Origin of the sequence: Salinivibrio sp. PR919 (assembly GCF_001995355.1) — a bacterium.
In the GTDB taxonomy this organism is placed as follows: Bacteria; Pseudomonadota; Gammaproteobacteria; order Enterobacterales; family Vibrionaceae; genus Salinivibrio; species Salinivibrio proteolyticus.
In genome coordinates this window covers 1-24,441 of sequence record NZ_MUFL01000054.1, presented here as the reverse complement: position 1 = coordinate 24,441, position 24,441 = coordinate 1, and the positions used below count along the sequence as shown (strand labels likewise).

The following is a 24,441-nucleotide window of genomic DNA, read 5'->3' as shown; positions in this document are numbered from 1 at the left end:
GGCATGCAGGCCAGTAAAGGGTTTGAAGCCATGTTGACCCACTGGTTTGAGGTCGTCAACACGGGTCGGATCGATGCCGCTATTACCGCACGCAGTGTGGCCTCTCATTGGGTGGCCGAAGACTTAGTCGCCTACTGTGAAGCGCTGCGAGACAATGGTTAATTCGCTTGCATGATTAGGCTGTTTTTACGCGCTCTGCCGTGAGGTAAGGCATTAGCAGGGCTCGCACATTTAAAGTGACATCCAATTTTGCAGCCAGCAAATATAGCCCCGCAATTTTACGATGCAAAAATAGCGCATCCGCCGGTGGTGTGTGCCAATAGCCTTGCTCCATACTCAGCGCCATCCCACGGTTACGTAAACGGGTGGCTAGATCGGCTTGACCAAAATTAAAGGGTGCATCCGTCGCTATTGGCTCACAGGCGGTGTTCACAAGCTCAAGTACACTGGCTTTTTGCTCCGGTAAGATCGCCTCGGCAAAAAAGCCAATCTGAGTCAGCGCTGCGTCAATGCCGGGGTCATCCTTTTCAATGGCAGCTAAGAACAGCTTACGGTAGCCCTCAGTAAATCGTGAGGTGTACTGACGAGTGGCACCAAAATCGAGCAAGACGATACGGCCGCTTTCTGGTTGGTATAAATAATTGGCGAAGTTAGGATCCGTTTGCACTTCCCCAAACACAAACACCTCTTCAAAGAGTAGGGTGAAGAGTTGGCTCACCGCACGATGACGCACTGCAGGCTCGGCTTTTGTTAGGGTTTCAATCGGCTCTCCCGCCATATAATCCATGGTCAACACGCGATCTGTGGTTAAGGTTGAATGGACAGTGGGCACTACCAAATCCGTATGAGCATTCAGCCGCTCGTTAAAGCGCATCATGGCATTCGCTTCTTTACGATAATCGGCTTCATCATGCAGCTGTTGCTTCGCTTCATCGAGTAAGGCTTGGTAATTCGCTTCTTTGGGGATCAGGCCACTTAAGCGCAGTAGGGTGATCACATTATCCACATCGCTATCAATGCTGTCTTTGATGCGCGGGTATTGCACCTTTACCGCTACTTTTTCACCGGCATCGGTATAGGCTTCGTGCACTTGGCCTATCGACGCTGACGCGATGGGCGAAAACCGAAAGTGGGTAAAAGCTTGCTTCCATTCGGGCCCCCACTGCTCGGTGAGTACTTGGTTAAGCTGGGTAGATGGCATAGGCGTGGCATGATTGCGTAATCGAGCCAATAAATCACTGAGCTCGGGTGGGATCAAATCTCCCGCATCCATTGACAGTAACTGACCGACCTTCATTGCCGCGCCGCGCAAATCCGCCAGTTTATCCGCTACATGAGCAATATTAGTCGGCGACATCACCAAATCTTTACGGCTCGGCCGATTGCCTTGTGCAAACTGCTTCGCACCTTCCCACGCCACATTCGACGCCACACGCCCCGCTAGGGAAGCCAGAGCTCCTAAACGAGAATACCGCCCATGAGGAACCTTGCTACTTTTCATCACCGTCTCCTTGTTAACCATTAAAGATACGGCAAAAGCAGGGTAATGGTTTGGTGGTAATTACAAGCTATTGATTTTAAGGCGCAACTCACCGGATAATTGCCAACTTGTACGTGCTTAGCTCCCCACTCCTGCGTGGAAGTGACGTAATCGTTATAAGCATGGATGAGAGTCTTTTATAGAAGCGTGATAAAAATAAAAATGAAGTCACTATTACTAAAAACACTTAAAAGCTTAATACTCTTTGTTGTTCTTCCTTTTCTAGTCAGTTTCGGGACCACAAAGCTGTTTTCAAACTACGAATACTGGGGTTTCAGCGAGTACAAAGCAGGTATTCACTCTGGCGTGATAACGTTTATCACCATCATGACTTCTAAGGTCGGTGCATATCTAGACCGTAAAAATAGAGTCATTAACACAGAGCGAAGTCATAGTGCGCTCGATAATTGATCCTATATTCCTCTCTCCACAGATAATCATGGGATGAAAAATCACACCCACGCCACGACATGACACGATGCCTACCAGTTACATGACACTTCAACCAGTATCACAGCTTCGCTAATTGAGTGTTGTTTAGTTCATAGAAAACAGCTGGTTATATTTTATCCTGTCTAGCTAAGTAGTAGCATTTGCTTACAAAATTAGTCTGTAGGGTAAATGCTAATGAAGCTGATGTTTAAAACAAAAATACTGCTGCTTGCCATTGTGCCGCTTATTGCTTCGATATTGATTTTGAGTGCGATCACGGCACATAACGAGCGGACATTAATAGAAGAGAACATTGCCACGTTTCGGGAAAAATTAGTCAACGAGCGTAAAAAACAACTCGAAGAAGTGACTCAGGTGGCGGAGAACATTGTCAAACGCATCAACCCCGGTGCCAGTGAGGCACGTCTGGCGGCGCTTAAAACGGCGCTTACTGATGTGAAATTTGGCGAAGCGGGTTACTTTTTTATCTACAACAAACAGGGGATTAATGTGTTTCACCCTGTTAAACCAGCCCTTGAAGGGAAAAACCTGATTAATTTTACCGATCCTAAAGGCAACAAGGTTATTCAGGGCCTGCTTGAGGCCGCACAGCGAGGCGATGGCTTTTTCAATTTTATGTTTGACAAGCCCGGCGCTGACCAGCTGATTGAGAAAATTGGCTATGCGGTAATGATCAATAACGGACGATGGTTGCTGGGTACCGGTGCCTATATCGATGATATCGAGCGAGAGGTAGCCGCTTATCGCAGTGAAGCAGAGCAAGCACTGGATGTTCAAATATGGCGTTTAACCTTGCTTGGGTTGGGCACGGTGATTATTACGGTGTTGCTAGTGAGCTGGTTTGCGCAGCGTATTGGTGAACCGGTGAAAAACATGCTCGATAAGCTTAATGATATTGCCAGTGGTGAGGGTGATCTTACCCAGCGCTTGCACGTGCATGGCCATGATGAGATAGCGCAACTTGGTTATGCGTTTAACCGCTTTGTAGAAAAGCTGCAGCAAACCATTCAGCGAGTCGCTCAGGTCACCGCGCAAGTGAATAGCACTGCCTGCGATATGGCGCGGCAGACCGCAACGGTGGCCCAGCACTTACAAACTCACGATAACGAAACCGAGCAAGTGGTGACCGCGGTGACAGAGATGAGCTCTGCTGCGCAAGAAGTGGCACAAAACACCACGCAGGTTGCCGATGCGGCTACGTCTGCCACCCAAGATGCGCAAAACGCGCAAACCCAAGTGCATGAATCTATCGCGTCGGTTGAGCGGCTGGTGGCGAAAATGAGCGAGTCGAGTCAGCAAGTGGATCAGCTTAAAGCTCAGTCGGATAAAATTACCTCAGTACTGTCTGTGATTGGTGAAATTGCGGAGCAAACCAATCTGCTGGCGCTAAATGCGGCGATTGAAGCCGCCCGTGCGGGCGAGCAGGGCAGAGGCTTTGCGGTGGTGGCCGATGAAGTGCGGACTTTAGCCAGTCGCACTCAAACCAGCACCCATGAGATCCGTGACATGCTTGATGGTCTGCATGTGCATGTGGATAGTGCCGTGAAAACCATTGCCGACAGCGATCAAGAGTGCCAAAGCATGGCAACGATTTCAGCGCAAATTGGCGAGCGAATCACCTCAGTGAGCGCGGCGTTCTCGCAAGTAAACGATATGACCTCGCAAATTGCCAGTGCGGCGTCAGAGCAAACTACGGTCACGGAAGATATTCATCGTAATCTGGTATCGATTCGCGACATTGTCGCTAGCCTGTTGACCTCAAGTGAGGCATCGTCACACGCGGCGGAAGAGCTGAGCTCGCTTGGTCAAGATCTTGATACCTTGGTGGGGCAATTTAAAGTCGCCTAATTCAATAGCATGATCATTATTCTCGGCACACGGGATAAAAAGTCATAAAGGACGCTTACCGCAAGCGTCCTTTCGCTTTACAATAGCTATTTTAGCGGTATTATGCTGACGCAAACGTTTGCTTATAACATATTGTGCGCTATTGAGAGGGTTTCATGCTGCCTGATGTCGAGATCTGTCGTAACACCACACTCGCCCCCATATCTGCCATTGCCAAGCAAGCTGGCCTCCTTGACTCAGAGTTTAAAACGCAAGGTAGCTATAAAGCCAAAATCTCTCTCGATTGCTTAAAGCGTCTTGCCCCCAAGCGAACGGGAAAGTTAGTCCTGGTCACCGCCATCACTCCCACACCCTTGGGTGAGGGCAAAACCGTCACCACCATTGGTCTGGCGCAAGGCTTGGCTAAGCTGAATCATTCTGTAACGGCCTGTATTCGTCAGCCTTCGATGGGGCCCGTATTTGGTGTGAAAGGTGGCGCAGCTGGCGGTGGTTATTCGCAAGTGGCTCCGATGGAGGAGCTTAACCTCCACCTGACGGGAGATATTCATGCGGTGACCGCGGCGCACAACTTGGCTGCTGCGGCTATTGATGCGCGAATCTATCACGAGCAACGTCGAGGTTATGACGATTTTGAGGCGCGCAGTGGCTTAAAAGCGTTAAAAATTGACCCAAGTCGCGTGGTGTGGAAGCGGGTGATGGATCATAACGATCGCGCCTTGCGCATGGTGACTGTGGGTAAAAACGAGCCGGGTAAAACCATCAACGGCTACGAGCGTGAGGGCGGGTTTGATATCTCGGCTGCCTCTGAGCTAATGGCGATTCTGGCGTTGGCGAGCGATCTTCGCGATTTGCGTCAGCGCATCGGCCGTATCGTGTTGGCTTATAGCCATACTGGTGAGCCGATCACCACCGAAGATTTGCAAGTGGCTGGCGCGATGGCGGTCAGTATGAAAGAAGCGGTTGAACCCACCTTGATGCAAACCCTAGAAGGCGTGCCTACACTGATTCACGCTGGTCCGTTTGCGAATATTGCCCATGGCAATTCGTCGATTATCGCCGATAACATTGCGCTAAAGTTGGGTGATTATACCGTCACGGAAGGCGGTTTTGGCTCGGACATGGGGTTTGAAAAAGCCTGCAATATCAAAGCGCAAGCATCCGGTAAAGCGCCAGACTGTGCAGTGATTGTGGCGACATTGCGCGGCTTAAAAGCCAACTCGGGTCACTACAATTTACAGCCTGGTCAGCCTATGCCCGACGCGCTCTTTGCGGATGATGATGAAGCATTAGCAGCAGGGTTCGAAAACCTCAAATGGCATATCAATAACGTGACTCAATATGGTGTGCCGGCGGTGGTGGCGATTAATCGCTTTCCACAAGACAGTGATGCGGAGCTTGCGACACTCAAGGCGATGATTGAAGCACTGCCCAACAAGGTGCGAGTAGCGATCAGTGAAGGCTTTGCCCAAGGTGGCGAGGGTACGCGTGAACTGGCGAAGCAAGTGGTCGCGCAATGTGAAACCAACGCATCATTCTCGCCCTTGTATCATGCCCAGCAAAGCTTGGAAGAAAAGTTGATGGCGGTTGCGGAAGTTGGTTATGGCGCGGGAAGCGTGACGTTAAGTGAGACCGCGAAACAGCAACTGCAACAATTTAAAGCGCAAGGGTATGACGGTTTGGCAGTCTGTTTGGCGAAAACGCCGCTGTCTATTTCAACCGATGGTGCGATAAAAGGTGCTCCCAAAGGCTTTGATGTACCGATCCGCGAGTTGAAATTATGCGCGGGTGCCGGATTTGTCTATGCCTTATGCGGCAACGTGATGACTATGCCCGGCCTACCGGAAAAACCGGCGTTTATGAATCTCGACCTCGATGATGAAGGTAATATTATTGGGTTGAGTTAATGATACTAACCCTCGTGAGAGCCGCTGTTGTCAGCGGCTTTTTTGTTTTTGCTAGATGCGGCCGCGCTTGTGATTATCTTCACGGTCGTGTGATGTGGTATCCTCTCTGGCTTCAATTCTCCCACCGACTGTGAGCCTGACTTGAAAAAAATCGCGGTTTTTGTCGACGTTCAAAATATCTACTACACCACACGTCAAGCCTACGGACGTCAGTTTAACTATCGCCAGTTATGGCAAACCCTCAATGATATGGGGGAGGTGGTAACTGCGTATGCCTATGCCATTCGCCGCGATGACGATCAGCAAATCAAATTTCAAGATGCCCTGCGCCACATTGGCTTTACCGTCAAGCTAAAACCCTATATTCAACGTGCTGATGGCAGCACCAAAGGGGATTGGGATGTGGGGATTGCCATTGATGTGATGGAATCCGCGCCCGAGGTTGATACCGTGGTGCTGTTATCAGGAGACGGAGATTTTGACTTGCTGATGAACAAAATCCGCGCGCGCTATCACACTGAAGCGATCGTGCTTGGTGTGCCTTCCCTAACGGCTAATTCCTTGGTGAACAGTGTCGATCGCTTTATTGCGATTGAAGACGATATGTTGTTGTAGGCACGGCGTTTAGTTTGCAGTTCTGGGACAGTTTCTGATTTTATTTTGATGTTGAAGTGAGTAAACGATGTACAAATTAATCGCCCTAGATATGGACGGCACCTTGTTAAACAGCGAGAAAGCAATATCTGCTGAGAATAAACAAGCCATTGCCCGCGCGCGTGAGAAAGGCGTGACTGTGGTATTGGCGTCTGGTCGGCCGCTTGAGGGCATGCAGCCTAAGCTAGACGAACTGGGAATCGGGTCGGATAAAGACTTTGTGCTGTATTACAACGGCTCGATGGTGAAAAACGTAGGGACCGATGAGGTGATCTTGCAAAAAGGGCTTGACGGAAAAGCCGCCAAAGCGCTGGCTCAGCATGCCGAGGCACTGGGTGCTTATGTGCATGCATTTAGTACTGAGCACGGTTTGATTACACCAGCACAGAATCCGTATACCGAGATTGARGGCAAGATCAACGGCCTAGATATTACCGTGATGGATTTCGAGACCCTAAGCGATGATCATCCGATTATCAAAGTGTTGATGGTGGCAGACCCAAGCAAGTTAAACGAAGTGATCAGTGCGTTACCATCCGCGCTACGCGAGGAATTTACGGTAGTGCAAAGTGCGCCTTTCTTCCTCGAGTTTTTAAACCCTGCTAGTAATAAAGGGGCGGGGGTAGCTGCCATTGCAGCGCATCTAGGCATTCAACCTGATGAAGTGATTTGCATGGGCGATGCTGAAAACGATCACGCAATGTTGGAATACGCAGGCCTTGGCATTGCGATGGCGAATGCTATGGAAGCAACCAAGCAAATCGCGGATTACATTACCGAGAGCAATGATGAGCACGGTGTGGCCAAAGCGATTGAAAAGTTTGTGTTAGCAGCGGATAGCGCCGTAGCGTAAAACGAACAAGCATGAACAAATGGGGTGGGTGTTTGTGCCTGCCTCGCTTTAAGGAACGAGTAGCGGTCTTTGCGTAAAACAAAAAAGCCTGCTTAAAAGCAGGCTCTCTGGAAATGGTGCGTCCGGGCAGACTCGAACTGCCGACCCCCGCCATGTCAAGGCGGTACTCTAACCAACTGAGCTACGGACGCGAATTTCAAAATGTGGTGCGTCTGAGTGGACTCGAACCACCGACTTCCACCATGTCAAGGTGACACTCTAACCAACTGAGTTACAGACGCATAATTTAGTGTTTCAAGCAAAGTGGTGCGTCCGAGTGGACTCGAACCACCGACCCCCGCCATGTCAAGGCGATACTCTAACCAGCTGAGCTACGGACGCACAGTGCTTGAAAGCGGGATGAATAGTAGCGAGTTCATCTGTGTCACGCAAGCGCTTGAGCGCACTTTTTTGCACATTGACGTCTGTTTGGCGATTTGGTGGTCAAATTGATGGTTTTTCACCATTTTTCTTAATGATCGCGGCGTGAAAGCCGGACACTTACTCGCCTAAAGTCACGTTACAGCGTTGGAACAGCTGTTGCCACACATCGGCATGATGACGAATGGCTTGTTTATATGCCGTGTATGCCTCGCCTTGCCAGTAGGCGGATTTATACGCAGAAAAAGGTGGAGGCGTTTCTAAGGAGGCAAGTTGGTTTAATGTTGGTGACACATCACGATACAAGCCGTCGACGCGCGCCAAATAAGGTTGCACTTCACCAACATAATATTTGTAAAACACGGTTTTTAGTCGCTCGAGGCGGGTGGTATCAAAATTTTCACCACACAGCACTTTGGATTGATTGTCGGCAATCAACTGGCTGGTTTGATTAAGCCAATCCGTATGCGCTGTCAGACTGACGAATAATGCGCCTAAAATCGGTTGTTTTTCAATACTTTCTTGCCACTCAAGAATGCTTTCATGAGTCGACGATGGCTGTTGAACCAAGCGGCCGAATTGTGTCATCGCGCTGACCGCATTGCTATGCGCGGGAAGTTCAACCGGTAAGGTGTGAATCGGTAATGACCACTGTGCTTGCCAGGCGCTGCTATCAATCAGCGTATTCCAGATAACGGCGGGAAGTTGCTGGGTTTTGCTTACGATGGCGTCATTGAGCGCGGTTTGGATGCTGTCATCTTTCACCTGTGGCAGGCATTGCTTAGCGACACGGATAAAACTGAGTTCGTAATCAAGCTGACGAAAGCGATCGGCGACTTTTCCCAGTGAGGAATTACGCTCGGCAATTAAATTAAACAGCCCGCATTGGCGCAGTTCATAGGCATCGAGTAACCCTAAACGGAGATCGGCGATGGGCTGTATCAGCTCCCGTTTACGAGGTAAAGAAGGTAGTGCCGGTAGGCTAAGGGGAGAGGGTTCAGCATCCAACACATTTCCGAGGCGTTGTTGGTAGTCGGCCATCATGGCTTTAGCTGGATCGGCTGGCTCACAAGCGGTCAGTAAGCTCATCGATAGAACAATCAGAAGGGGAGCGAGTAAGCGCATAACACGGTGATTCCTTTAGCGTCGATGCCAGTCGATACGAAGGCGACCCGCAACCCGATCGCCTTGCCTCATAGTTTACGCAACTTACTGAGTTTATGTCAGTCCTAAGGCTTTATTCCCGTCACATTGAGATCGAACCGACAAGGCCGACTATAGAACAGTGGGGTCGACACTGTCGATACGGATCACCACCGCGTCAGGTCGCCAATATTCAAATTCGCAATCCATCAGCTCACCATCTTGCTTGTAGTTGATTCGGCAGATTTTGAGGATGGGTTGCCCGTTGGCAAGGTTCAATGCTTTGGCAACGTGAGCGGGGGCTGAGGTGGGGATGACTTCAAACCGCGAGCGTTTCGTTTCGTAGTGATATTTGTCTCGGTAAATCCCCGTCAGTGACTGGGTTAAATCCTCAGTTAAGATACCTTCAAACAAAGCGGCTTTAAGCACATTCTCGACAAACAGTACCGCGCGACCATCGATATAACGTAACCGCTCAATGATATGAATGGGCAACATAGAGCCTGCGTCCAGTGCACGAGCATATTCGCTAGATGCGACTTCGTTGCGCACTCTGAGTAATCGAGTATCCGCGCTGCGATCTTGTTCGCGGATCATTTGGTGGAAGTGGGTCCGAGATAAAGGGTTATAGACAATTCGCTCGGGCGATACATACCAACCTCGCCGTTCTTCGCGATAAATCAGCCCTTCAGTCTCCAGTGAAACCAAGGCGTCTTTGACCGTAATACGCGTGGTGCCGTAGAGCTCACTGAGTTCGCGTTCTGAAGGGAGTTTCTGTCCTTGATGTATCACACCTGCTTGGATTTGCTCTCGCAGATTCTGCTTGATGTATGTCAGTTGCGTACCGTATTGGCGAGTTGTCGTCACGCTCATTAGTGATCTAGTCCAGTAAAGAGTATCCCCGCAAGATAAGTCACAGAGTTAACAGAAATATGACAGCTATCAGTTGCTTGGACATAGGGTGCTTGCAATAAAACTGACATGAAATGTAAGCGGAAATGTCAATCTACTGATGCCTAATCGTCATATTCTCGCCCTAGCATTCAAAGTGAACTTACTGACCTAGTCCAGAAGGATGGAGACAATGAAAACTTTGCTAAGTCGTTCCGTTGCTTTACCGGCGAAGCGTATGGTGCCAGCAGCACTGATCGCCGCAACACTGGCGTTTCCGACGGTGGCGAAAGAGACCAACCTTGAATCTTTGACCAAGGCTGCCCAGCAAGAAGGCGCAGTTTACAGCGTAGGTATGCCCGACAGTTGGGCGAATTGGAAAGACACGTGGGCGGATTTAAAGGCAAATTATGGGTTAACCCACCAAGACACTGACATGAGCTCGGCACAAGAAATTGCCAAATTTGAAGCTGAGAAGAAAAATGCCACCGCGGATATTGGTGACGTCGGCTTTGCATTTGCGCGTGTAGCGGTGAAAAAGGGCGTCACCCAGCCCTATAAGCCGAGTACTTGGGATGATATTCCTGACTGGGCAAAAGACAAAGAGGGTCACTGGGCGTTGGCTTATACCGGCACGATCGCGTTTATCGCCAACAATAACTTGGTGAAAGATGCACCAACATCGTGGCAGGACCTACTTGAAGGGGACTACAAGGTCACAGTTGGCGATGTCGGCGTTGCGTCTCAGGCAAACAATGCTGTCTTAGCGGCTTCATTTGCCAATGGCGGTGATGAATCCAACCTAAAACCTGCGATCGATTTCTTTGCAAAACTGGCCAAGCAGGGACGCTTATCGTTCACCAACCCAAGCATTGCGAACTTGGAAAAAGGTGAAATTGAAGTGGCTATTATGTGGGACTTCAATGCGCTGAATTACCGCGACAAAATTGATCGTGAGCGTTTCACAGTAAATATTCCTCAAGATGGCTCCGTGATTTCTGGTTACACCACCATTATCAATAAGTACGCGAAAAATCCCAACGCGGCGAAGTTGGCGCGTGAGTACATTTTTAGTGACCAAGGGCAAATTAATCTTGCTGAGGGGTATGCTCGTCCGATTCGTACCAATGTCACCTTACCTCAGTCGATTCAAGACAAATTGATCGCCAATGACCAATACAGCAATGTGCGCCCAGTGACGAACTTCTCTGCATGGGAAAAGTCAGCGCGACGTCTACCTCGTCAATGGCAAGAAAGTGTGCTTATCCATCAGCAATAGAAGTCGGTTAGTATGAATAATAAGGTGATCCTTGTTGTTCTCGACGGACTGAATTATCAGGTAGCCCGTGATTGCATGGGCTATCTGAACGGTCTTGTAGAACAACCTCATTCCCAATCAGCGCTGCGCACCACGCTTTATCAGCTGCAAAGTGAATTGCCATCCATGTCTCGCCCTTTGTATGAGTGCATCTTAACTGGGATCCGCCCGATAGAAAGTGGCATCGTCAACAATGCGATTGTGCGTTTATCCAAGCATGATTCGATTTTTAGCTTGGCGAGCGCACAAGGCAAGGTAACCGCGGCTGCGGCGTATCATTGGATCAGCGAGCTCTATAATCGTGCGCCTTTTGAACCGGTCAGAGATCGTTTTACGCATGATGTGTCACTCAATATTCAACATGGCTGTTTCTACCATTGGGATCATTATCCAGATGAAGCCTTGTTGTTGGACGCAGAGTATTTACGTCGTACTTTCGGGCCCGACTTTTTGCTCATTCATCCCATGAATATGGATGACCTCGGGCACAAACACGGCTTGGACTCTCATCAATATCGTAATGGTGCACGGCATATCGATAGTTTGCTCTCAAATTACATCGAAGCTTGGGTAGGCGACGGTTATCAAGTGCTGATCACCAGCGATCACGGGATGAACAATGACAGGTCGCACGGTGGTACGTTGGCAGAAGAGCGCAATGTGCCTTTGTTTGTTATCGGTGAGCGTTTTAGCCATCAAGCCTGTCAGGTGAAACAAACCGAACTGTGCGGCACTGTGTGTCAGCTATTGCAGCTCGACCACCACAAACCTTTTACTCAGGAATTGTTAGCATGATAGACAGTTCTCTTACCCCCTCGCACACCCAAACACCGACCCAAACCAAGAAAGCTTGGGTGACTCGACTTAAACGTTTGAAACCCGCGCTGTGGTTAGTTCCTTTTGGCTGCTTTTTCTATCTGTTTCAAATTGCGCCCATGGTCTGGGTGTTCATTAATAGCTTTATTTACGATGACACATTAAGCGTCGATAACTATGTCGAAATCATCGACTCAGCGTTTATGCTTCAGGCGTTTGGCAATAGCTTGTGGTTAGCGTTTTGGTCGAGTGTGGTGGGGTTGGCCATCGCAACGCTGTTGGTGTCTTCGCTGCGTCGTGTCGATTCTAAACTTCGTGATGGCGTGATTGCCTTTACCAATATGAGCAGCAACTTCGCTGGCGTGCCATTGGCGTTTGCCTTTATCATTATTTTGGGCACCAATGGCGCCATTACCTTGCTCCTCAAGCAATATGGTGTACTGGGCGAGTTTGACCTTTACGGCAAGTGGGGATTGTTGGCGATCTATATTTATTTTCAAATTCCACTTGCGGTGTTGCTTCTCTATCCCGCGTTTGATGCGTTGAGTGATGACTGGCAAGCCGCCGCCGCACTGTTGGGAGCTCGCACATCGCAATACTGGGCTCGGGTGGCCTTGCCTGTTCTCTCTCCCGCGTTATTTGGCACCTTTATTATCCTCATCGCCAATGCTATCGGCGCATATGCCAGTGTTTATGCGCTAACGTCAGGGAATTACAACCTTGTCACCGTGCGCATTGCCAGTTTGGTATCGGGCGATTTATTCCTTGAGCCCAATCTGGCTGCGGCAATTTCTGTCATTTTGATGGTGTTACTGGCGTTTATTACGGTCGTTAACCAATGGCTTATTGCAAAAAGCTACGCAGGCAAAAAGGGGAGAAAATAGCGATGGATACGATGAATACCCGATACCACAAAACCGTGGTTTACGGCATTGTTGGCGTGATGCTAGTTCCGATCTTGGCGACCTTAATCTATTCATTCTCATCGCGTTGGGGCGCCACAGTGTTACCCGATGGATTTACGTTTGATTGGTACCTAAAGCTGGTGACCGATCCGCGTTTTTTAGAAGCATTTGGTCGCTCGCTGTTTATTTGTGTTGCCGCGTTGACGCTCAGTGTGGTGTTGATCTTGCCGGCAATCTTTGTGGTGTTTTACTACTTTCCATCCCTCGATAAGCTAATGAATGTGCTGATCTTGCTGCCCTTTGCCGTGCCACCTGTAGTGTCTTCAGTGGGATTACTTCAGCTTTATGCCGACAGCGAGATTGCACTGATTGGCACCCCTTGGATTTTGATTGGCACCTACTTCACCATTGCGTTGCCTTTTATGTACCGTGCGATAGCCAATAGCTTCGAGGCAATTCACCTGCATGATCTGATGGATGCTGCTCATTTACTCGGCGCGAGTACCCGCCAAGCGTTTTTACTGATCGTACTACCGAATGTAAAAAAAGGCCTCATGGCGTCGCTGTTCTTGTCGTTTTCGTTTCTGCTCGGCGAGTTTGTTTTCGCCAATATCTTGGTGGGAACGCGTTACGAGACACTGCAAATCTATCTCTACAACATGCGTCAAACCAGTGGCCACTTTACCTCCGCCTTGGTCATGACCTACTTCCTGTTTATTTTCTTACTGACTTGGCTCGCAAGTCGTTTTAGTCGAGGGGTGAAATAATGAGTTACGTTCGTGCCAATAACCTGACGAAACGCTTTGGCGACAATACTGTCTTTGAAGACATTGAGTTCACGATTGAGCAAGGTGAATTTATTACCTTGTTGGGACCGAGTGGTTGCGGTAAATCAACCTTACTACGCAGCCTGGCTGGCTTGAACCCCGTTGATGATGGTGAGATATGGGTAAATGGTGAAAATATTACTCACCAAACACCTCAGCAACGAGGGATTGGCATGGTGTTTCAGTCATACGCCTTGTTCCCCAATATGACGGTTGAAGCCAATATTGCTTTTGGATTGAAAATGAAGCGGTGGGGGACGGCTGACATCCAACGTGAAGTGGCTAAGGTTATTGCGCTGGTTGATCTGACGGGGAAGGAAAAACACTATCCACACCAATTATCTGGCGGACAGCGTCAACGTGTCGCCCTTGCTCGCGCCTTGGTGGTGAAACCGCGAATTTTGTTGCTGGATGAGCCACTCTCGGCACTGGATGCTAAAATTCGCAAACACCTTCGCCAACAAATCCGTGACATTCAGAAAGAGATGGATTTGACCACGATCTTTGTTACCCATGACCAAGAAGAAGCGATGATCATGTCAGATCGTATTTTCTTGATGGACAAAGGTGAAATCGTACAAGCGGGCACGCCAGAAGCAATCTATACCCAGCCGGCCAATGAGTTTGTCGCTGGGTTTATGGGCCATTACAACTTGGTAGAGGCCAAGAAAGCGAAACAGCTGTTTAATCTGGATACCGAGTGGAAAGTGGCGATTCGCCCTGAGTCTATTTATATCAAAGAGCCGGGACGCCAATACGGCTCGCATATTTCTGCGCCACGGGTAGGCCGGATCCATAACCATCAACTGCTTGGCAATGTGATTCGCTATCAAGTGGCGGTCGATGACTGCCAGCTCACAGTGGATCTACTCAATCGCTCGTCTGAGCGTTTGTTGGCAAATGGTAGTCAGCTCGAGCTGCTTTTTAACCTAAATGAACTCCAACCGGTAAGGCCCTAACCATGTCATCACCTTTATACGTCTTTGATATGGACGATACCTTGATTAATGGTGACTGTGCCATGTTGTTTAACGCGTTTTTGGTAGAAAAAGGCGTGGTGACGCAAGCCGATTTTTTAAAGGAAGATCAGCGTTTAATGCAGCTTTATACGCAAGGAAAGCTCGACATGGCGAGCTACCTTCAATTTGCGATGGCGCCCCTGACCGACTTATCCGTCGAACAGGTCCATGCGTTGGTAGAAGAGTGTTTGCACATCAAAATTTTACCTAAGCAGTTTGCCGAGTCGAAAACATTGCTGGCGCAGTTAGACCGTGATGACATCGATAGGGTGATTATTTCAGCCAGCGTTACGTTTCTTGTCGAGGCGGTGGGGCGCCACCTTGGGATCCCGGACGCCTTGGGGATTGATTTAGTGACAGAACACAATCGCTATACTGCTACCATATCCGGCGTACCAAGCTATCGAGAAGGGAAGGTGGCACGTCTAAAGGCATGGCTAAATGCTCAGTCAACCGACTATTCAGCGATTCACTTTTTCACTGACTCGATTAACGACTTACCTTTATGCCAGTACGCTGATTATGTCTACTTGGTCAACCCTTGTTCGCAGTTACGCGCCCAAGCCGACCAGCCCAATTGGACGATTTTAAGTTGGGGATAAGTTAAAGGTAGGAGAGGAGGTTGCCCTGCTGAAAGAAAACCTCAGCAGGGCGAGAGGGTTAGCGCTCTGACATCGCAAGTTGAAACTCAGGCGATTGTTTTCGCATCCAAAATAATCGCAGACCGAGCAAGAGCGCGGCGGTGGAAATACCAATAATGATCCCAACCCAAAAACCGTGAGCGCCCATTGCCGGTACCAGCCAATCTGTCATGCCTAATACGTAGCCGAGTGGCAAACCAAACACCCAGTAAGACACCAATGTTCGTTGGAAGATGGCGCGCATATCTTTATAACCACGCAGTGCACCGGCGGCAACCACTTGAATAGAGTCGGTAATTTGATATACCGCTGCCAATAACATCAAGGATGAGGCCAGTGTCGCCACTTCCACATTGTCCGAGTAGAGTGCGATGATGGGGTCGCGGAGCCAAACGGTAAGGATAGCCGTAATACACGCGGTGCTTACGCCAAGCCAAATACCAATTTTGGCCGAATTGCCCGCACCTACCGTGGTGCGTTTGCCCAGCAAATGACCCACGCGAATACTGACCGCTGCACTGAGACTCATCGGTAGCATAAAAATCATGGTCGAAAAGTTAATCGCAACTTGGTGAGCGGCCACGGTAATCGGCCCTAGTGGAGCAATCAAAATCGCAATGGCTGCAAACAAGGTCACTTCAAAAAAGAGTGCCGCGGCAACAGGGAAACCGAGACGGAACAAGCGGACTTGCTCTTTAAGCGCGGGCGCATATAGCGAAACAAACAGCTGCAAAGTGCTCAGTTTTTTACTGAATACCACATAAAGCCACATCAATACGGCCATCAACCAATACACAATAGCGGTTGCGACCCCACAGCCGACACCGCCAAGCTCAGGCGCACCGAGTTTGCCATACACAAACATCCAGTTTAACGGAATGTTGGCGGCAAGGCCGATAAAACCAATGACCATCGCGGGAATGGTCATTGACATACCCTCGCAAAGGTTACGAATCGCTTGGAACACCAAAAAGGCAGGAACCGCCCAAATAACCGCGTGCAAGTRACCAATTGTTTTATCGGTCAATGCGGCTTCGACATCCATCAGGTTGATAATGACGCCGGCTTTATACAAAACCAAACAAATGGGGACACTCAGCAATAGGGCCATATAGAGGCCTTGCTGAAACTGATAAGGGATCTGATCGTCTTTGCTTGCGCCATTAAGCTGAGCAATCATTGGGACCATGGCCATCAACAGACCAATACCAAACAAGATAGCTGGCATCCACACACTTGATGCTACGGCGACCGCGGCCATGTCGGTCGCGCTATAGCCACCGGCCATGACGGTGTCGACAAAGCCCATCGACGTTTGCGCGATTTGCGCGATAAACACTGGAATACTGAGCCTAACTATAGCGCTCGCTTCATCACGATACTGCTGCACGACTGCCTCAACACGGTTGTCTAAAAGGGAAGGAGGGAACAGATAATACGAGGGAGATTATACGTGCTAGAGCGGTGAAAGAGAAAGCAAAACTCGGCACGGCGCCTGTATTTCTGACAGACGGGACAACGCTGAGTGTGTCGCGTTAGATAGGCCCGAGAGCGTCTTATCAGTTAAAAGATTTGCTCGTCGTCTGCATCGACAAATAAATTGACCGTTTTATGCAATTCATCAATCTGCATATTGTAGTGAATGGCATTGCAGCAATTTGGGCAATCTTCATAGAACTCTTGGTTTCCGCCGCTTAAATCAAGCGTAATATCAAAACGGTGCCCACAATGCGGGCAGCTCACGATCCGGTCAGTGATGTCTTTCATTATTCCTCCTCATGATGGGACGTCACTTTCTTTCCCCATACGGCTTTCACTAGAAGTATAGAAGAGATGACGAGGCGCGGCCCTCCTCGGGCAAAGTGTATCGAGGTGCTGAGGGAGCTGGCAAAGTGATGGAAATAAAAGAGGCGGCCAATGCCGCCTTATGGAAACGCCAATGAACGATATCGGTGCTACAGCATCTCTGGGGTAAAGTTGCTAAGACTCTCAAGTTTGTGATCCGCAATGACAAAGCGTGGATCGTTCCATTCATGGGCGGCCGGTACGACAATGGTTTTCATCGAGGCCGCTTTGGCGGCGAGTAGGCCAGTGAACGAGTCCTCGAAGGCGATACATTGCTCAGGCTCAACGTCTAGTGCTTGCGCGGCATTCAGGTAGACTTCTGGGTGGGGCTTTCCGTGCTTTAAATCACCGGCGGATTCAATAATAGAAAACTGATCACTTAACCCTAATGCATCTAGCGTTGGGTGAATGAGCGACAGGGGTGACGAAGACGCAAGCCCGATTTTAAGGCCGGCTTGGCGACAAATGGCCAATGCCTCTTTCACGCCCGGCATCATGGGTTTTTTTTGCTGAACCAATTCGACCACACGCGCGACGATACGCTCTCTAACCTCGGTATTAGAAGGGCCTTGCCAAGGTTGCGTACGTGCATAGTATTTAACAATTTCATCGATGCGAACACCAGTGGTGTCACGGGTGTCTTGCAAACTAATGGAAACCCCTAGCTCGCTCAGTACATCGATTTGAGCGCGTTGCCAGAAGGGTTCTGAGTCGACCAAAAGGCCGTCCATATCGAAAACTGCGGCAGATAACATTGCCAACCTCTATCTGTATGCATGGATAGCGCATGCTACACCGTCAGTCCCAGTTTTGTCAGCAACTGCTCTGTTTTCGTTAAATAAGGGCCGCCGAATAGGTTTACGTGGTTGAGTACATGATAAAGGTTATAAATGTCTTTACGCTGTTGGTAGCCTTCATCTAACGGCCATTCGGCGTGATAGCCATTGTAGAAACTTTCAGGGAAGCCGCCGAACAGCTCCGTCAGTGCGATATCGGTTTCACGATCGCCCCAGTAACTGGCAGGATCAAACACGACTGGGCCGTTCACCGATAATCCGGCATTACCATGCCACAAATCACCATGTAGCAGAGATGGCTTGGGAGAGTGGCCCGCCAAAGCGATTTTTACGCCTTGAATGATGGCTTCTATATCGCCGAAATGGAGGCCTTTTTCGGCAGCAAGTTGCAACTGCCAGCCAATCCGTTGCTCAGCAAAAAACTGACACCATTTACGGTGCCAGCAGTTACGCTGCTCCGTCATGCCGATGTAGTTATCATCATCAAAACCATATTCAACCTGTTCGCCCCAACGGTGATGGCGAGCGAGGTGTTGGCCCAGTAGATAGGCTTGGGTGTCATCGAGAGGTTTAATCGGCAGGTAACTTAATACTAATGCCGCTTGATCTTTCACTGGGCCAACATAATGGACCTGTGGCACTTGTATTTGTTCACTGATAGCCAGTTGTCGCAGTGCTTCTGCTTCGGCCTCAAAAACGGGTAGGCACTCGCGTTCGTTAATTTTAACGAAGAACCGCTGTGCTTTATCGTCACTGACACAATAAGCGTCGTGAATATCACCGCCAGAAACCGGCGTTTTCTCTGTGATTTCAAAATCAATATTGAGTTGATCTGAAAGGTGAACCGACAGTGCATGCCACATAAGCGACTCCGTTACATCGAGGTCAGGGGGAAGTAACAGCGATTGGTTATATATTAGCCTATGATTTCGCCCAATATCTGTGGAGATGGCGACACTTTATATAAAAAACGACCCAAATCCTTAGTAATGCGTGTGTTAACACGAATCGTTAGGACAGGGCCGTTTTATTAATGATTAGATTATGCAGATAACGCGCAACTTATTGATGCAAACTTGGCAACGCGCCAGCAGGCATTAGACGATTATAGGTACCTGTTTGGAGGAGTGCGTTTGCTTTTTCAATATCAGGGGCAAAGTAACGGTCCTTGTCATAAAAAGGCACGACGCCACGTAGCTCCGCCTTCGCCTGCTCCAATTTCTCTGAGCTTTTCAGCGGTGCTCGGAAGTCGATACCTTGGCAAGCAGAAAGCAACTCAACGGCGAGRATCCCACGTGTATTACTGCTCATGTCTTTGAGGCGACGGGCGGCAAAGGTAGCCATAGATACATGATCTTCTTGGTTGGCCGATGTGGGCAAGCTGTCAATCGAGGCTGGGTGCGCTAAGGTTTTGTTTTCGCTGGCAAGCGCGGCGGCGGTGACTTGCGCGATCATAAAGCCCGAGTTAACGCCACCATTGTTAACCAAAAATGCAGGTAGCTTGCTGAGATTGCTATCGATAAGCAGGGCCATGCGACGCTCAGATAAGCTGCCAATCTCGGCAATGGCTAATGCGAGGTTATCCGCTGCCATCGCCACCGGCTCAGCATGGAAATTGCCCCCAGAGAGGATGTCGCCATCTTCCGGGAAAACCAAAGGATTATCAGACACTGCATTGGCTTCGGTGGTCAATACGTCGGCAGCGTGGCGAATTTGCTGTAAACATGCGCCCATTACTTGCGGCTGACAGCGCAGCGAGTATGGGTCTTGCACTTTTTCACAGTTTTGGTGGCTATCGCCAATTTCACTGGTTTCACCCAGTAGATGACGATAGGCAGCGGCGGCATCCATTTGCGTCTGATGTCCACGTACAGCATGAATGCGAGGATCAAACGGCCGGCGACTTCCCAATGCCGCTTCGACAGATAGGGCACCACACACAGTGGCGGCGGCATACAAATCTTCGGCTTCAAACAAGCCCTCTAGTGCAAATGCCGTGGATGCTTGCGTACCGTTAAGTAGCGCAAGGCCTTCTTTAGGCCCAAGCGTGATCGGGGACAGTCCAGCAATTTTGAGTGCGGCTTCACCTGAGATCACTTCGCCTTTGTAGCGTGCTTGGCCTTCCCCCAGTAACACCGTACTCATATGCGCCAAAGGCGCGAGATCGCCTGAAGCGCCAACAGAGCCTTTCTTGGGAATACAGGGATACACTTCGTGATTAATCAGTGCTGCCAATGCTTCGACGACGCTAAAGCGAATACCCGAATAGCCACGCGCCAGGCTGGCAATTTTGAGCACGATCATCAATCGTACTGTGGCATCATCCATAAACTCGCCAATGCCAGCTGCGTGAGATAGCACGATGGAGCGCTGCAGTGTTTCCAAATCATCAAGTTCGATACGGGTATTGGCAAGTAAGCCAAACCCCGTGTTGATGCCATAAACCACACGTCCTTGGTCAAGGACCTCAGCAACTGTGTCTGTGCTTGCTTTCATGGTGGCTTCAATGCCATCTGCAAATGAAATCTTTACCGGTTCACGGCTCACTTGGCGTAGCTGGGCAAGCGTGAGCTCGCCCGGTTGTAACGTCAATGTGGTCATTTTGCTCTCCTTAGCGCAGCGGCTGGTTAGGAATATCCAGCAGCGGTAAATCTAGGTTCTGTTCTTTGGCACAATTAATCGCGATGTCATACCCCGCGTCAGCGTGGCGCATCACTCCAGTTGCAGGGTCGTTATGGAGCACTCGACCAATACGTGCATGGGCGTCATCGGTACCATCACACACGATCACGACCCCTGAATGTTGCGAGAAGCCCATACCGACGCCACCACCGTGGTGAAGTGACACCCAGGTCGCGCCTGATGCGGTATTAAGAAGAGCGTTGAGTAAAGGCCAATCAGAGACAGCATCAGAGCCATCCATCATGCCTTCGGTTTCACGGTTAGGGCTGGCAACCGAGCCAGAATCCAGATGGTCGCGACCAATCACGATAGGCGCTTTGAGTTCGCCATTTTTTACCATCTCATTGAAAGCTAACGCCAAGCGCGCCCGATCTTTAAGGCCAACCCAACAAATGCGCGCAGGTAACCCTTGGAATTGAATACGCTCTTTTGCCATATCGAGCCAGTTGTGTAGGTGCGGATCATCGGGGATCAGCTCTTTTACTTTTTGGTCAGTTTTATAGATATCTTCCGGATCGCCGGATAAGGCTGCCCAGCGGAATGGCCCAATACCTTCACAGAACAGAGGACGAATATACGCAGGGACAAAGCCCGGAAAATCAAAYGCATTTTCAACGCCCACTTCTAATGCCATTTGACGAATATTGTTGCCGTAATCTAGCGTCGCCGCGCCGCGAGATTGGAGTTCAAGCATGGCTTTAACTTGGACGGCCATCGATGCTTTTGCCGCTTTAACGACCTCAGCTTCGTTGTCTTTTCGTTGTGCGACGGCTTGCTCCATCGTCCAGCCTCGCGGCAAGTAGCCGTTCAGAGGGTCGTGCGCTGACGTTTGATCGGTAACTACATCAGGCGTGATGTTTCGTGCTACCAGTTCAGGGAAGATATCGGCAGCATTGGCTAATAGACCGACAGAGACGGGCTTACCGGACTGTTTGGCGTCTTCAATTATCCCAAGCGCTTCATCGAGTGACGTTGCTTTGCGATCGACGTAGCCGGTGCGCAGACGATAATCAATACGGCTTTCGTCACACTCAACCGCAATCATCGAAAAACCCGCCATGGTTGCAGCAAGTGGCTGAGCGCCACCCATGCCACCCAGACCCCCCGTCAAGATCCAACGTCCCTTGGCGTCGCCGCCAAAGTGCTTTTTAGCAACCGCAACAAAGGTTTCGTAAGTGCCTTGCACAATGCCCTGCGAGCCAATGTAGATCCAGCTTCCTGCAGTCATTTGGCCGTACATCATCAGGCCTTGCTTATCGAGCTCGTTAAAGTGTTCCCAATTTGCCCAATGAGGCACCAAGTTTGAGTTGGCAATCAGAACACGAGGTGCATCTTTATGAGTGGTAAAGACTCCAACGGGTTTACCGGATTGCACGAGTAAGGTTTGGTTATCTTCAAGGCGTTTTAGCACCTCGACAATCTTGTCATAGCATTGCCAGTTGCGTGCGGCTCGACCAATACCTCCGTAAACCACCAGTCCATGCGGATGCTCGGCGACATCTGGATGTAAGTTATTCATCAACATGCGTAAAGGCGCTTCGGTCAGCCAACTTTTAGCGTTTAGTTTCGTACCTGTTGGTGCTTGGATGGTCCGTGAGTCAAAACGTGGATCCGTCATGGTTACTCTCCTTGATTGTCGATACGGTTCGGCGATGCATGCAACATTGACCATGCCATGCGTGCGGCAAGGCGGCTGGTTTGTTGGTCGCGGTCATAGTTTGGGTTCACTTCGGTGATGTCACACACAGGAATACGGATGGCCTGCTGGTGGGCATCGGTAAAGATGTGTTGGAGCAAAGGCTCGATGACATGAACGGGCACACCATAAGCGGCAGGCGCACTAACGCCGGGAGCACTTGCGGCTGGGAATACATCCATGTCGAGAGTGAGGTAGAGATAATCACACCCTTGGATAAATTGTGTGAGCTTGGTTTTAAGTGCCGGCAGTGCGTCAGTGTGCATCTGGGTGTCTTCTTCGACCCAACAATTAAGCTGCTCTGCTTTATCAAATAAGGCTTGGGTATTGCTGGTGCGGCTGACGCCTAAGCAAGCATAATGGAATGGCCAGTCTCGTTGTTGGCAAAATTGCGCAATTTGTGCAAAGGGCGTCCCTGAGCTACCTTCCTGACTCAGCCCTTGGGGCGTACGCAGGTCAAAGTGCGCATCAAAATTGATAATGCCAATTTTAGGAGCGCGCTGGCCGTTTTCAGACGATTGGCGCGACAAATAACTCGATAAGCCTTGAAAGCTTGCCCATGCGGTTTCATGCCCGCCACCCAATGTCAGTACATTGTGGTGGGGAAGGACATTCGCAATCTGTGCGCTTAGGCTTTGCTGTGCTAAGACAAGATCACCGTCGTCACAGGCGATAGTGCCACCATCAAATAATGGCGGACATTGATGCCAAGCGAGGTTTGCGAGTGATTGACGGATAGCATCCGGTGCCAGCGCCGCGCCTTGACGGCCTTTGTTGCGCGCGACACCTTCATCACACGCAAAGCCAAATAAGACAGTCCCCGCACGCGAACTCTCGTCACTCAGTGCTTGAATACGTTGATGCAAACGTAGCCCGCGCTCGCCATCTTCAGGATCGGTCCGTCCTTGCCATAGCGACATATCGGCTGGTATATGTTTCATCCTCGGACTCCTTGCTCATCATACCAATCACCATTGACGATACGACCGAGTAGTGGGGCGGTAGCGACCATGTAGCTGAGCTCGGCTGGCGTTTCACAGTCCCATACGGCTAAGTCGGCATCGAACCCGACGGCAATTTGTCCTTTGTGTGCTAAACCCAATGCTTGCGCGGCATGGCGTGTGACACCGTATAAGTTTTCCTTGGGGGTTAAGCCGAATAAGGTTGATGCCATATTCATCATCAACGTGAGTGATGCAAACGGTGAGGTGCCGGGGTTAAAGTCGGTGGCAAGCGCCATAGGGACGCGGCTTTCACGAAGAGCGGCAATAGGAGGCTGCTGTGTTTCACGCAAAAAGTAAAACGCACCGGGCAGCAGCGTGGCGACGGTGTCGTATTCAGCGAGGACTTGTACATCGGCCTCTGACAAATACTCAATATGATCCACGGATAAAGCGCCAGCTTTGGCTGCAGCGACACTGCCGCCAAGATCGCTAAGTTGCTCGGTGTGGGCTTTTATTTTTAAGCCATGAGCGTTAGCGGCGGCAAAAACACGCTCTGCTTGATCGACACTGAACGCGATACTCTCGCAGAACACATCAACAGCATCTGCCAGTTGTTGTTCTGCCGCAGCCGGAATCATCGTCTCGCAGACAAAATCAATGTAGCTATCTGCATCATTACGGTATTCAGGTGGCAGTGCATGTGCAGCCAATAGCGTTGTTGATACATTGACCGGCAAGTGTTGGTCTATCAATTTCGCGACACGTAGCATTTTGAGCTCATCTTCCAGCGTGAGCCCATAACCGGATTTGATTTCCATTGTTGTGACGCCGTCACGTATCAACGCATTGGCGCGCGGTAGAGCCAGTTCCAATAAGGTTGTTTCACTGGCTGCTCGTGTCGCTTTTACTGTCGAAAGAATGCCACCACCTTGAGCAGCAATGGTTTGATATGGCACACCGTTCAACCGCTGTTCAAACTCGCCGGCACGGTTACCGGCAAAAACTAAATGGGTATGGCTATCGATGAATCCCGGCGTCACTAACTTGCCATTTAGTGATTGGGTGGGCCATTCCAACGCTTCAGCGTCGTGCCCTAAGGCGACAATCTTACCGTCTTCAACTGCGATAGCTTGGTTCTCTTGGCAGCTGTAACCGTCAGATGTATAAACATCGGTGGCCATAGTCACTAATTTGGCGTTCGTATATACCTTTCTCATCGGTGAAGCCTTACTACCTCTTTAAATG

21 protein-coding genes and 3 tRNA genes are annotated in these 24,441 nt (G+C 49.9%); 10 read left to right on the top strand and 14 right to left on the bottom strand.

Annotated features, from left to right (window positions below):
• Positions 1–175 precede the first annotated feature (175 nt).
• Positions 176–1,501: an ABC1 kinase family protein gene (locus tag BZG83_RS11085; RefSeq protein ID WP_198536712.1), complete on the bottom strand. Its 1,326-nt coding sequence runs from the start codon at positions 1,499–1,501 to the stop codon at positions 176–178.
• Positions 1,502–2,176: 675 nt separating this feature from the next.
• On the opposite strand from BZG83_RS11085, the gene BZG83_RS11075 reads away from it, so the two are divergent.
• From BZG83_RS11075 to BZG83_RS11060, 4 genes are all read left to right on the top strand, one after another.
• Entirely contained in the window at positions 2,177–3,841 is a 1,665-nt protein-coding gene (locus BZG83_RS11075; RefSeq protein ID WP_206744372.1) for a methyl-accepting chemotaxis protein, read from the top strand.
• Positions 3,842–3,996: 155 nt separating this feature from the next.
• Positions 3,997–5,745 carry a formate--tetrahydrofolate ligase gene (locus BZG83_RS11070; RefSeq protein ID WP_077480551.1) on the top strand — a complete coding sequence of 583 codons (1,749 nt, stop codon included), beginning with the start codon at positions 3,997–3,999 and terminating at the stop codon, positions 5,743–5,745.
• A 141-nt stretch (positions 5,746–5,886) separates the two neighbouring features.
• Positions 5,887–6,360: an NYN domain-containing protein gene (locus BZG83_RS11065; protein ID WP_077480549.1), complete on the top strand. Its 474-nt coding sequence runs from the start codon at positions 5,887–5,889 to the stop codon at positions 6,358–6,360.
• 67 nt (positions 6,361–6,427) lie between these two features.
• Positions 6,428–7,252 (top strand): Cof-type HAD-IIB family hydrolase, encoded by an 825-nt coding sequence (locus BZG83_RS11060; RefSeq protein ID WP_077480547.1) that lies wholly within the window; start codon positions 6,428–6,430, stop codon positions 7,250–7,252.
• A 114-nt stretch (positions 7,253–7,366) separates the two neighbouring features.
• On the opposite strand, the gene BZG83_RS11055 is transcribed toward BZG83_RS11060, so the two are convergent.
• From BZG83_RS11055 to BZG83_RS11035, 5 genes are all read right to left on the bottom strand, one after another.
• Positions 7,367–7,443 (bottom strand) — tRNA-Val (locus BZG83_RS11055).
• A 13-nt stretch (positions 7,444–7,456) separates the two neighbouring features.
• A tRNA-Val gene (locus BZG83_RS11050) sits at positions 7,457–7,533 on the bottom strand.
• Between the two features lie 23 nt (positions 7,534–7,556).
• Positions 7,557–7,633 (bottom strand) — tRNA-Val (locus BZG83_RS11045).
• A gap of 159 nt (positions 7,634–7,792) precedes the next feature.
• Entirely contained in the window at positions 7,793–8,797 is a 1,005-nt protein-coding gene (locus BZG83_RS11040) for a DUF3080 domain-containing protein (RefSeq protein ID WP_077480545.1), read from the bottom strand.
• 150 nt (positions 8,798–8,947) lie between these two features.
• The gene (locus BZG83_RS11035) at positions 8,948–9,688 is read right to left on the bottom strand and encodes a UTRA domain-containing protein (RefSeq protein WP_077480543.1); all 741 of its coding nucleotides are present in this window, start codon (positions 9,686–9,688) and stop codon (positions 8,948–8,950) included.
• 211 nt (positions 9,689–9,899) lie between these two features.
• On the opposite strand from BZG83_RS11035, the gene BZG83_RS11030 reads away from it, so the two are divergent.
• The 6 genes from BZG83_RS11030 to BZG83_RS11005 are packed head-to-tail and all read left to right on the top strand — an operon-like array spanning position 9,900 to position 15,193.
• Positions 9,900–10,985 carry an ABC transporter substrate-binding protein gene (locus tag BZG83_RS11030; protein WP_077480541.1) on the top strand — a complete coding sequence of 362 codons (1,086 nt, stop codon included), beginning with the start codon at positions 9,900–9,902 and terminating at the stop codon, positions 10,983–10,985.
• A gap of 12 nt (positions 10,986–10,997) precedes the next feature.
• The gene (locus BZG83_RS11025; protein ID WP_077480539.1) at positions 10,998–11,819 is read left to right on the top strand and encodes an alkaline phosphatase family protein; all 822 of its coding nucleotides are present in this window, start codon (positions 10,998–11,000) and stop codon (positions 11,817–11,819) included.
• Positions 11,816–12,724: an ABC transporter permease gene (locus BZG83_RS11020; protein WP_077480537.1), complete on the top strand. Its 909-nt coding sequence runs from the start codon at positions 11,816–11,818 to the stop codon at positions 12,722–12,724. Before BZG83_RS11025 ends, BZG83_RS11020 begins: the two co-directional genes overlap by 4 nt.
• Positions 12,725–12,726: 2 nt before the next feature.
• The gene (locus BZG83_RS11015; protein WP_077480535.1) at positions 12,727–13,512 is read left to right on the top strand and encodes an ABC transporter permease; all 786 of its coding nucleotides are present in this window, start codon (positions 12,727–12,729) and stop codon (positions 13,510–13,512) included.
• Positions 13,512–14,531 (top strand): ABC transporter ATP-binding protein, encoded by a 1,020-nt coding sequence (locus BZG83_RS11010; protein ID WP_077480533.1) that lies wholly within the window; start codon positions 13,512–13,514, stop codon positions 14,529–14,531. The genes BZG83_RS11015 and BZG83_RS11010 overlap by 1 nt, the downstream gene beginning before the upstream one ends.
• 2 nt (positions 14,532–14,533) lie before the next feature.
• Positions 14,534–15,193: an HAD family hydrolase gene (locus tag BZG83_RS11005; RefSeq protein ID WP_077480531.1), complete on the top strand. Its 660-nt coding sequence runs from the start codon at positions 14,534–14,536 to the stop codon at positions 15,191–15,193.
• Positions 15,194–15,251: 58 nt separating this feature from the next.
• Here the strand turns inward: BZG83_RS11005 and BZG83_RS11000 are convergent, their stop codons facing one another.
• From BZG83_RS11000 to hutI, 8 genes are all read right to left on the bottom strand, one after another.
• Complete coding sequence (locus BZG83_RS11000; protein ID WP_077480529.1) at positions 15,252–16,622, bottom strand: MATE family efflux transporter; 1,371 nt, start codon at positions 16,620–16,622, stop codon at positions 15,252–15,254.
• Positions 16,623–16,795: 173 nt separating this feature from the next.
• A complete protein-coding gene (locus BZG83_RS10995; protein ID WP_069587628.1) occupies positions 16,796–16,999 on the bottom strand; it encodes a CPXCG motif-containing cysteine-rich protein in 204 nt (67 codons plus the stop codon).
• 188 nt (positions 17,000–17,187) lie between these two features.
• On the bottom strand, positions 17,188–17,832 hold the full coding sequence (gene hxpB / locus BZG83_RS10990) for a hexitol phosphatase HxpB (RefSeq protein WP_077480527.1): 645 nt from the start codon (positions 17,830–17,832) through the stop codon (positions 17,188–17,190).
• 35 nt (positions 17,833–17,867) lie between these two features.
• Positions 17,868–18,737 (bottom strand): fructosamine kinase family protein, encoded by an 870-nt coding sequence (locus BZG83_RS10985; protein WP_077480525.1) that lies wholly within the window; start codon positions 18,735–18,737, stop codon positions 17,868–17,870.
• A 199-nt stretch (positions 18,738–18,936) separates the two neighbouring features.
• Complete coding sequence (gene hutH, locus BZG83_RS10980; protein ID WP_077480523.1) at positions 18,937–20,475, bottom strand: histidine ammonia-lyase; 1,539 nt, start codon at positions 20,473–20,475, stop codon at positions 18,937–18,939.
• Between the two features lie 10 nt (positions 20,476–20,485).
• The gene (hutU, locus tag BZG83_RS10975) at positions 20,486–22,174 is read right to left on the bottom strand and encodes a urocanate hydratase (protein WP_077480521.1); all 1,689 of its coding nucleotides are present in this window, start codon (positions 22,172–22,174) and stop codon (positions 20,486–20,488) included.
• Positions 22,175–22,176: 2 nt separating this feature from the next.
• A complete protein-coding gene (hutG, locus tag BZG83_RS10970; RefSeq protein ID WP_077480519.1) occupies positions 22,177–23,193 on the bottom strand; it encodes a formimidoylglutamase in 1,017 nt (338 codons plus the stop codon).
• A complete protein-coding gene (gene hutI / locus BZG83_RS10965; RefSeq protein ID WP_077480517.1) occupies positions 23,190–24,413 on the bottom strand; it encodes an imidazolonepropionase in 1,224 nt (407 codons plus the stop codon). Before hutI ends, hutG begins: the two co-directional genes overlap by 4 nt.
• Positions 24,414–24,441: the final 28 nt, after the last annotated feature.

Coding starts and splice junctions, on each gene's coding strand:
- BZG83_RS11070 (WP_077480551.1), top strand. CDS start 3,997: ATGCTGCCTGATGTCGAGATCTGTCGTAACACCACACTCGCCCCCATA.
- BZG83_RS11020 (WP_077480537.1), top strand. CDS start 11,816: ATGATAGACAGTTCTCTTACCCCCTCGCACACCCAAACACCGACCCAA.
- BZG83_RS11030 (WP_077480541.1), top strand. CDS start 9,900: ATGAAAACTTTGCTAAGTCGTTCCGTTGCTTTACCGGCGAAGCGTATG.
- BZG83_RS11005 (WP_077480531.1), top strand. CDS start 14,534: ATGTCATCACCTTTATACGTCTTTGATATGGACGATACCTTGATTAAT.
- BZG83_RS10985 (WP_077480525.1), bottom strand. CDS start 18,737: ATGTGGCATGCACTGTCGGTTCACCTTTCAGATCAACTCAATATTGAT.
- BZG83_RS11040 (WP_077480545.1), bottom strand. CDS start 8,797: ATGCGCTTACTCGCTCCCCTTCTGATTGTTCTATCGATGAGCTTACTG.
- hutG (WP_077480519.1), bottom strand. CDS start 23,193: ATGAAACATATACCAGCCGATATGTCGCTATGGCAAGGACGGACCGAT.
- BZG83_RS11010 (WP_077480533.1), top strand. CDS start 13,512: ATGAGTTACGTTCGTGCCAATAACCTGACGAAACGCTTTGGCGACAAT.
- BZG83_RS11015 (WP_077480535.1), top strand. CDS start 12,727: ATGGATACGATGAATACCCGATACCACAAAACCGTGGTTTACGGCATT.
- BZG83_RS10995 (WP_069587628.1), bottom strand. CDS start 16,999: ATGAAAGACATCACTGACCGGATCGTGAGCTGCCCGCATTGTGGGCAC.
- BZG83_RS11085 (WP_198536712.1), bottom strand. CDS start 1,501: ATGAAAAGTAGCAAGGTTCCTCATGGGCGGTATTCTCGTTTAGGAGCT.
- BZG83_RS11075 (WP_206744372.1), top strand. CDS start 2,177: ATGTTTAAAACAAAAATACTGCTGCTTGCCATTGTGCCGCTTATTGCT.
- hxpB (WP_077480527.1), bottom strand. CDS start 17,832: ATGTTATCTGCCGCAGTTTTCGATATGGACGGCCTTTTGGTCGACTCA.
- hutI (WP_077480517.1), bottom strand. CDS start 24,413: ATGAGAAAGGTATATACGAACGCCAAATTAGTGACTATGGCCACCGAT.
- BZG83_RS11025 (WP_077480539.1), top strand. CDS start 10,998: ATGAATAATAAGGTGATCCTTGTTGTTCTCGACGGACTGAATTATCAG.
- BZG83_RS11035 (WP_077480543.1), bottom strand. CDS start 9,688: ATGAGCGTGACGACAACTCGCCAATACGGTACGCAACTGACATACATC.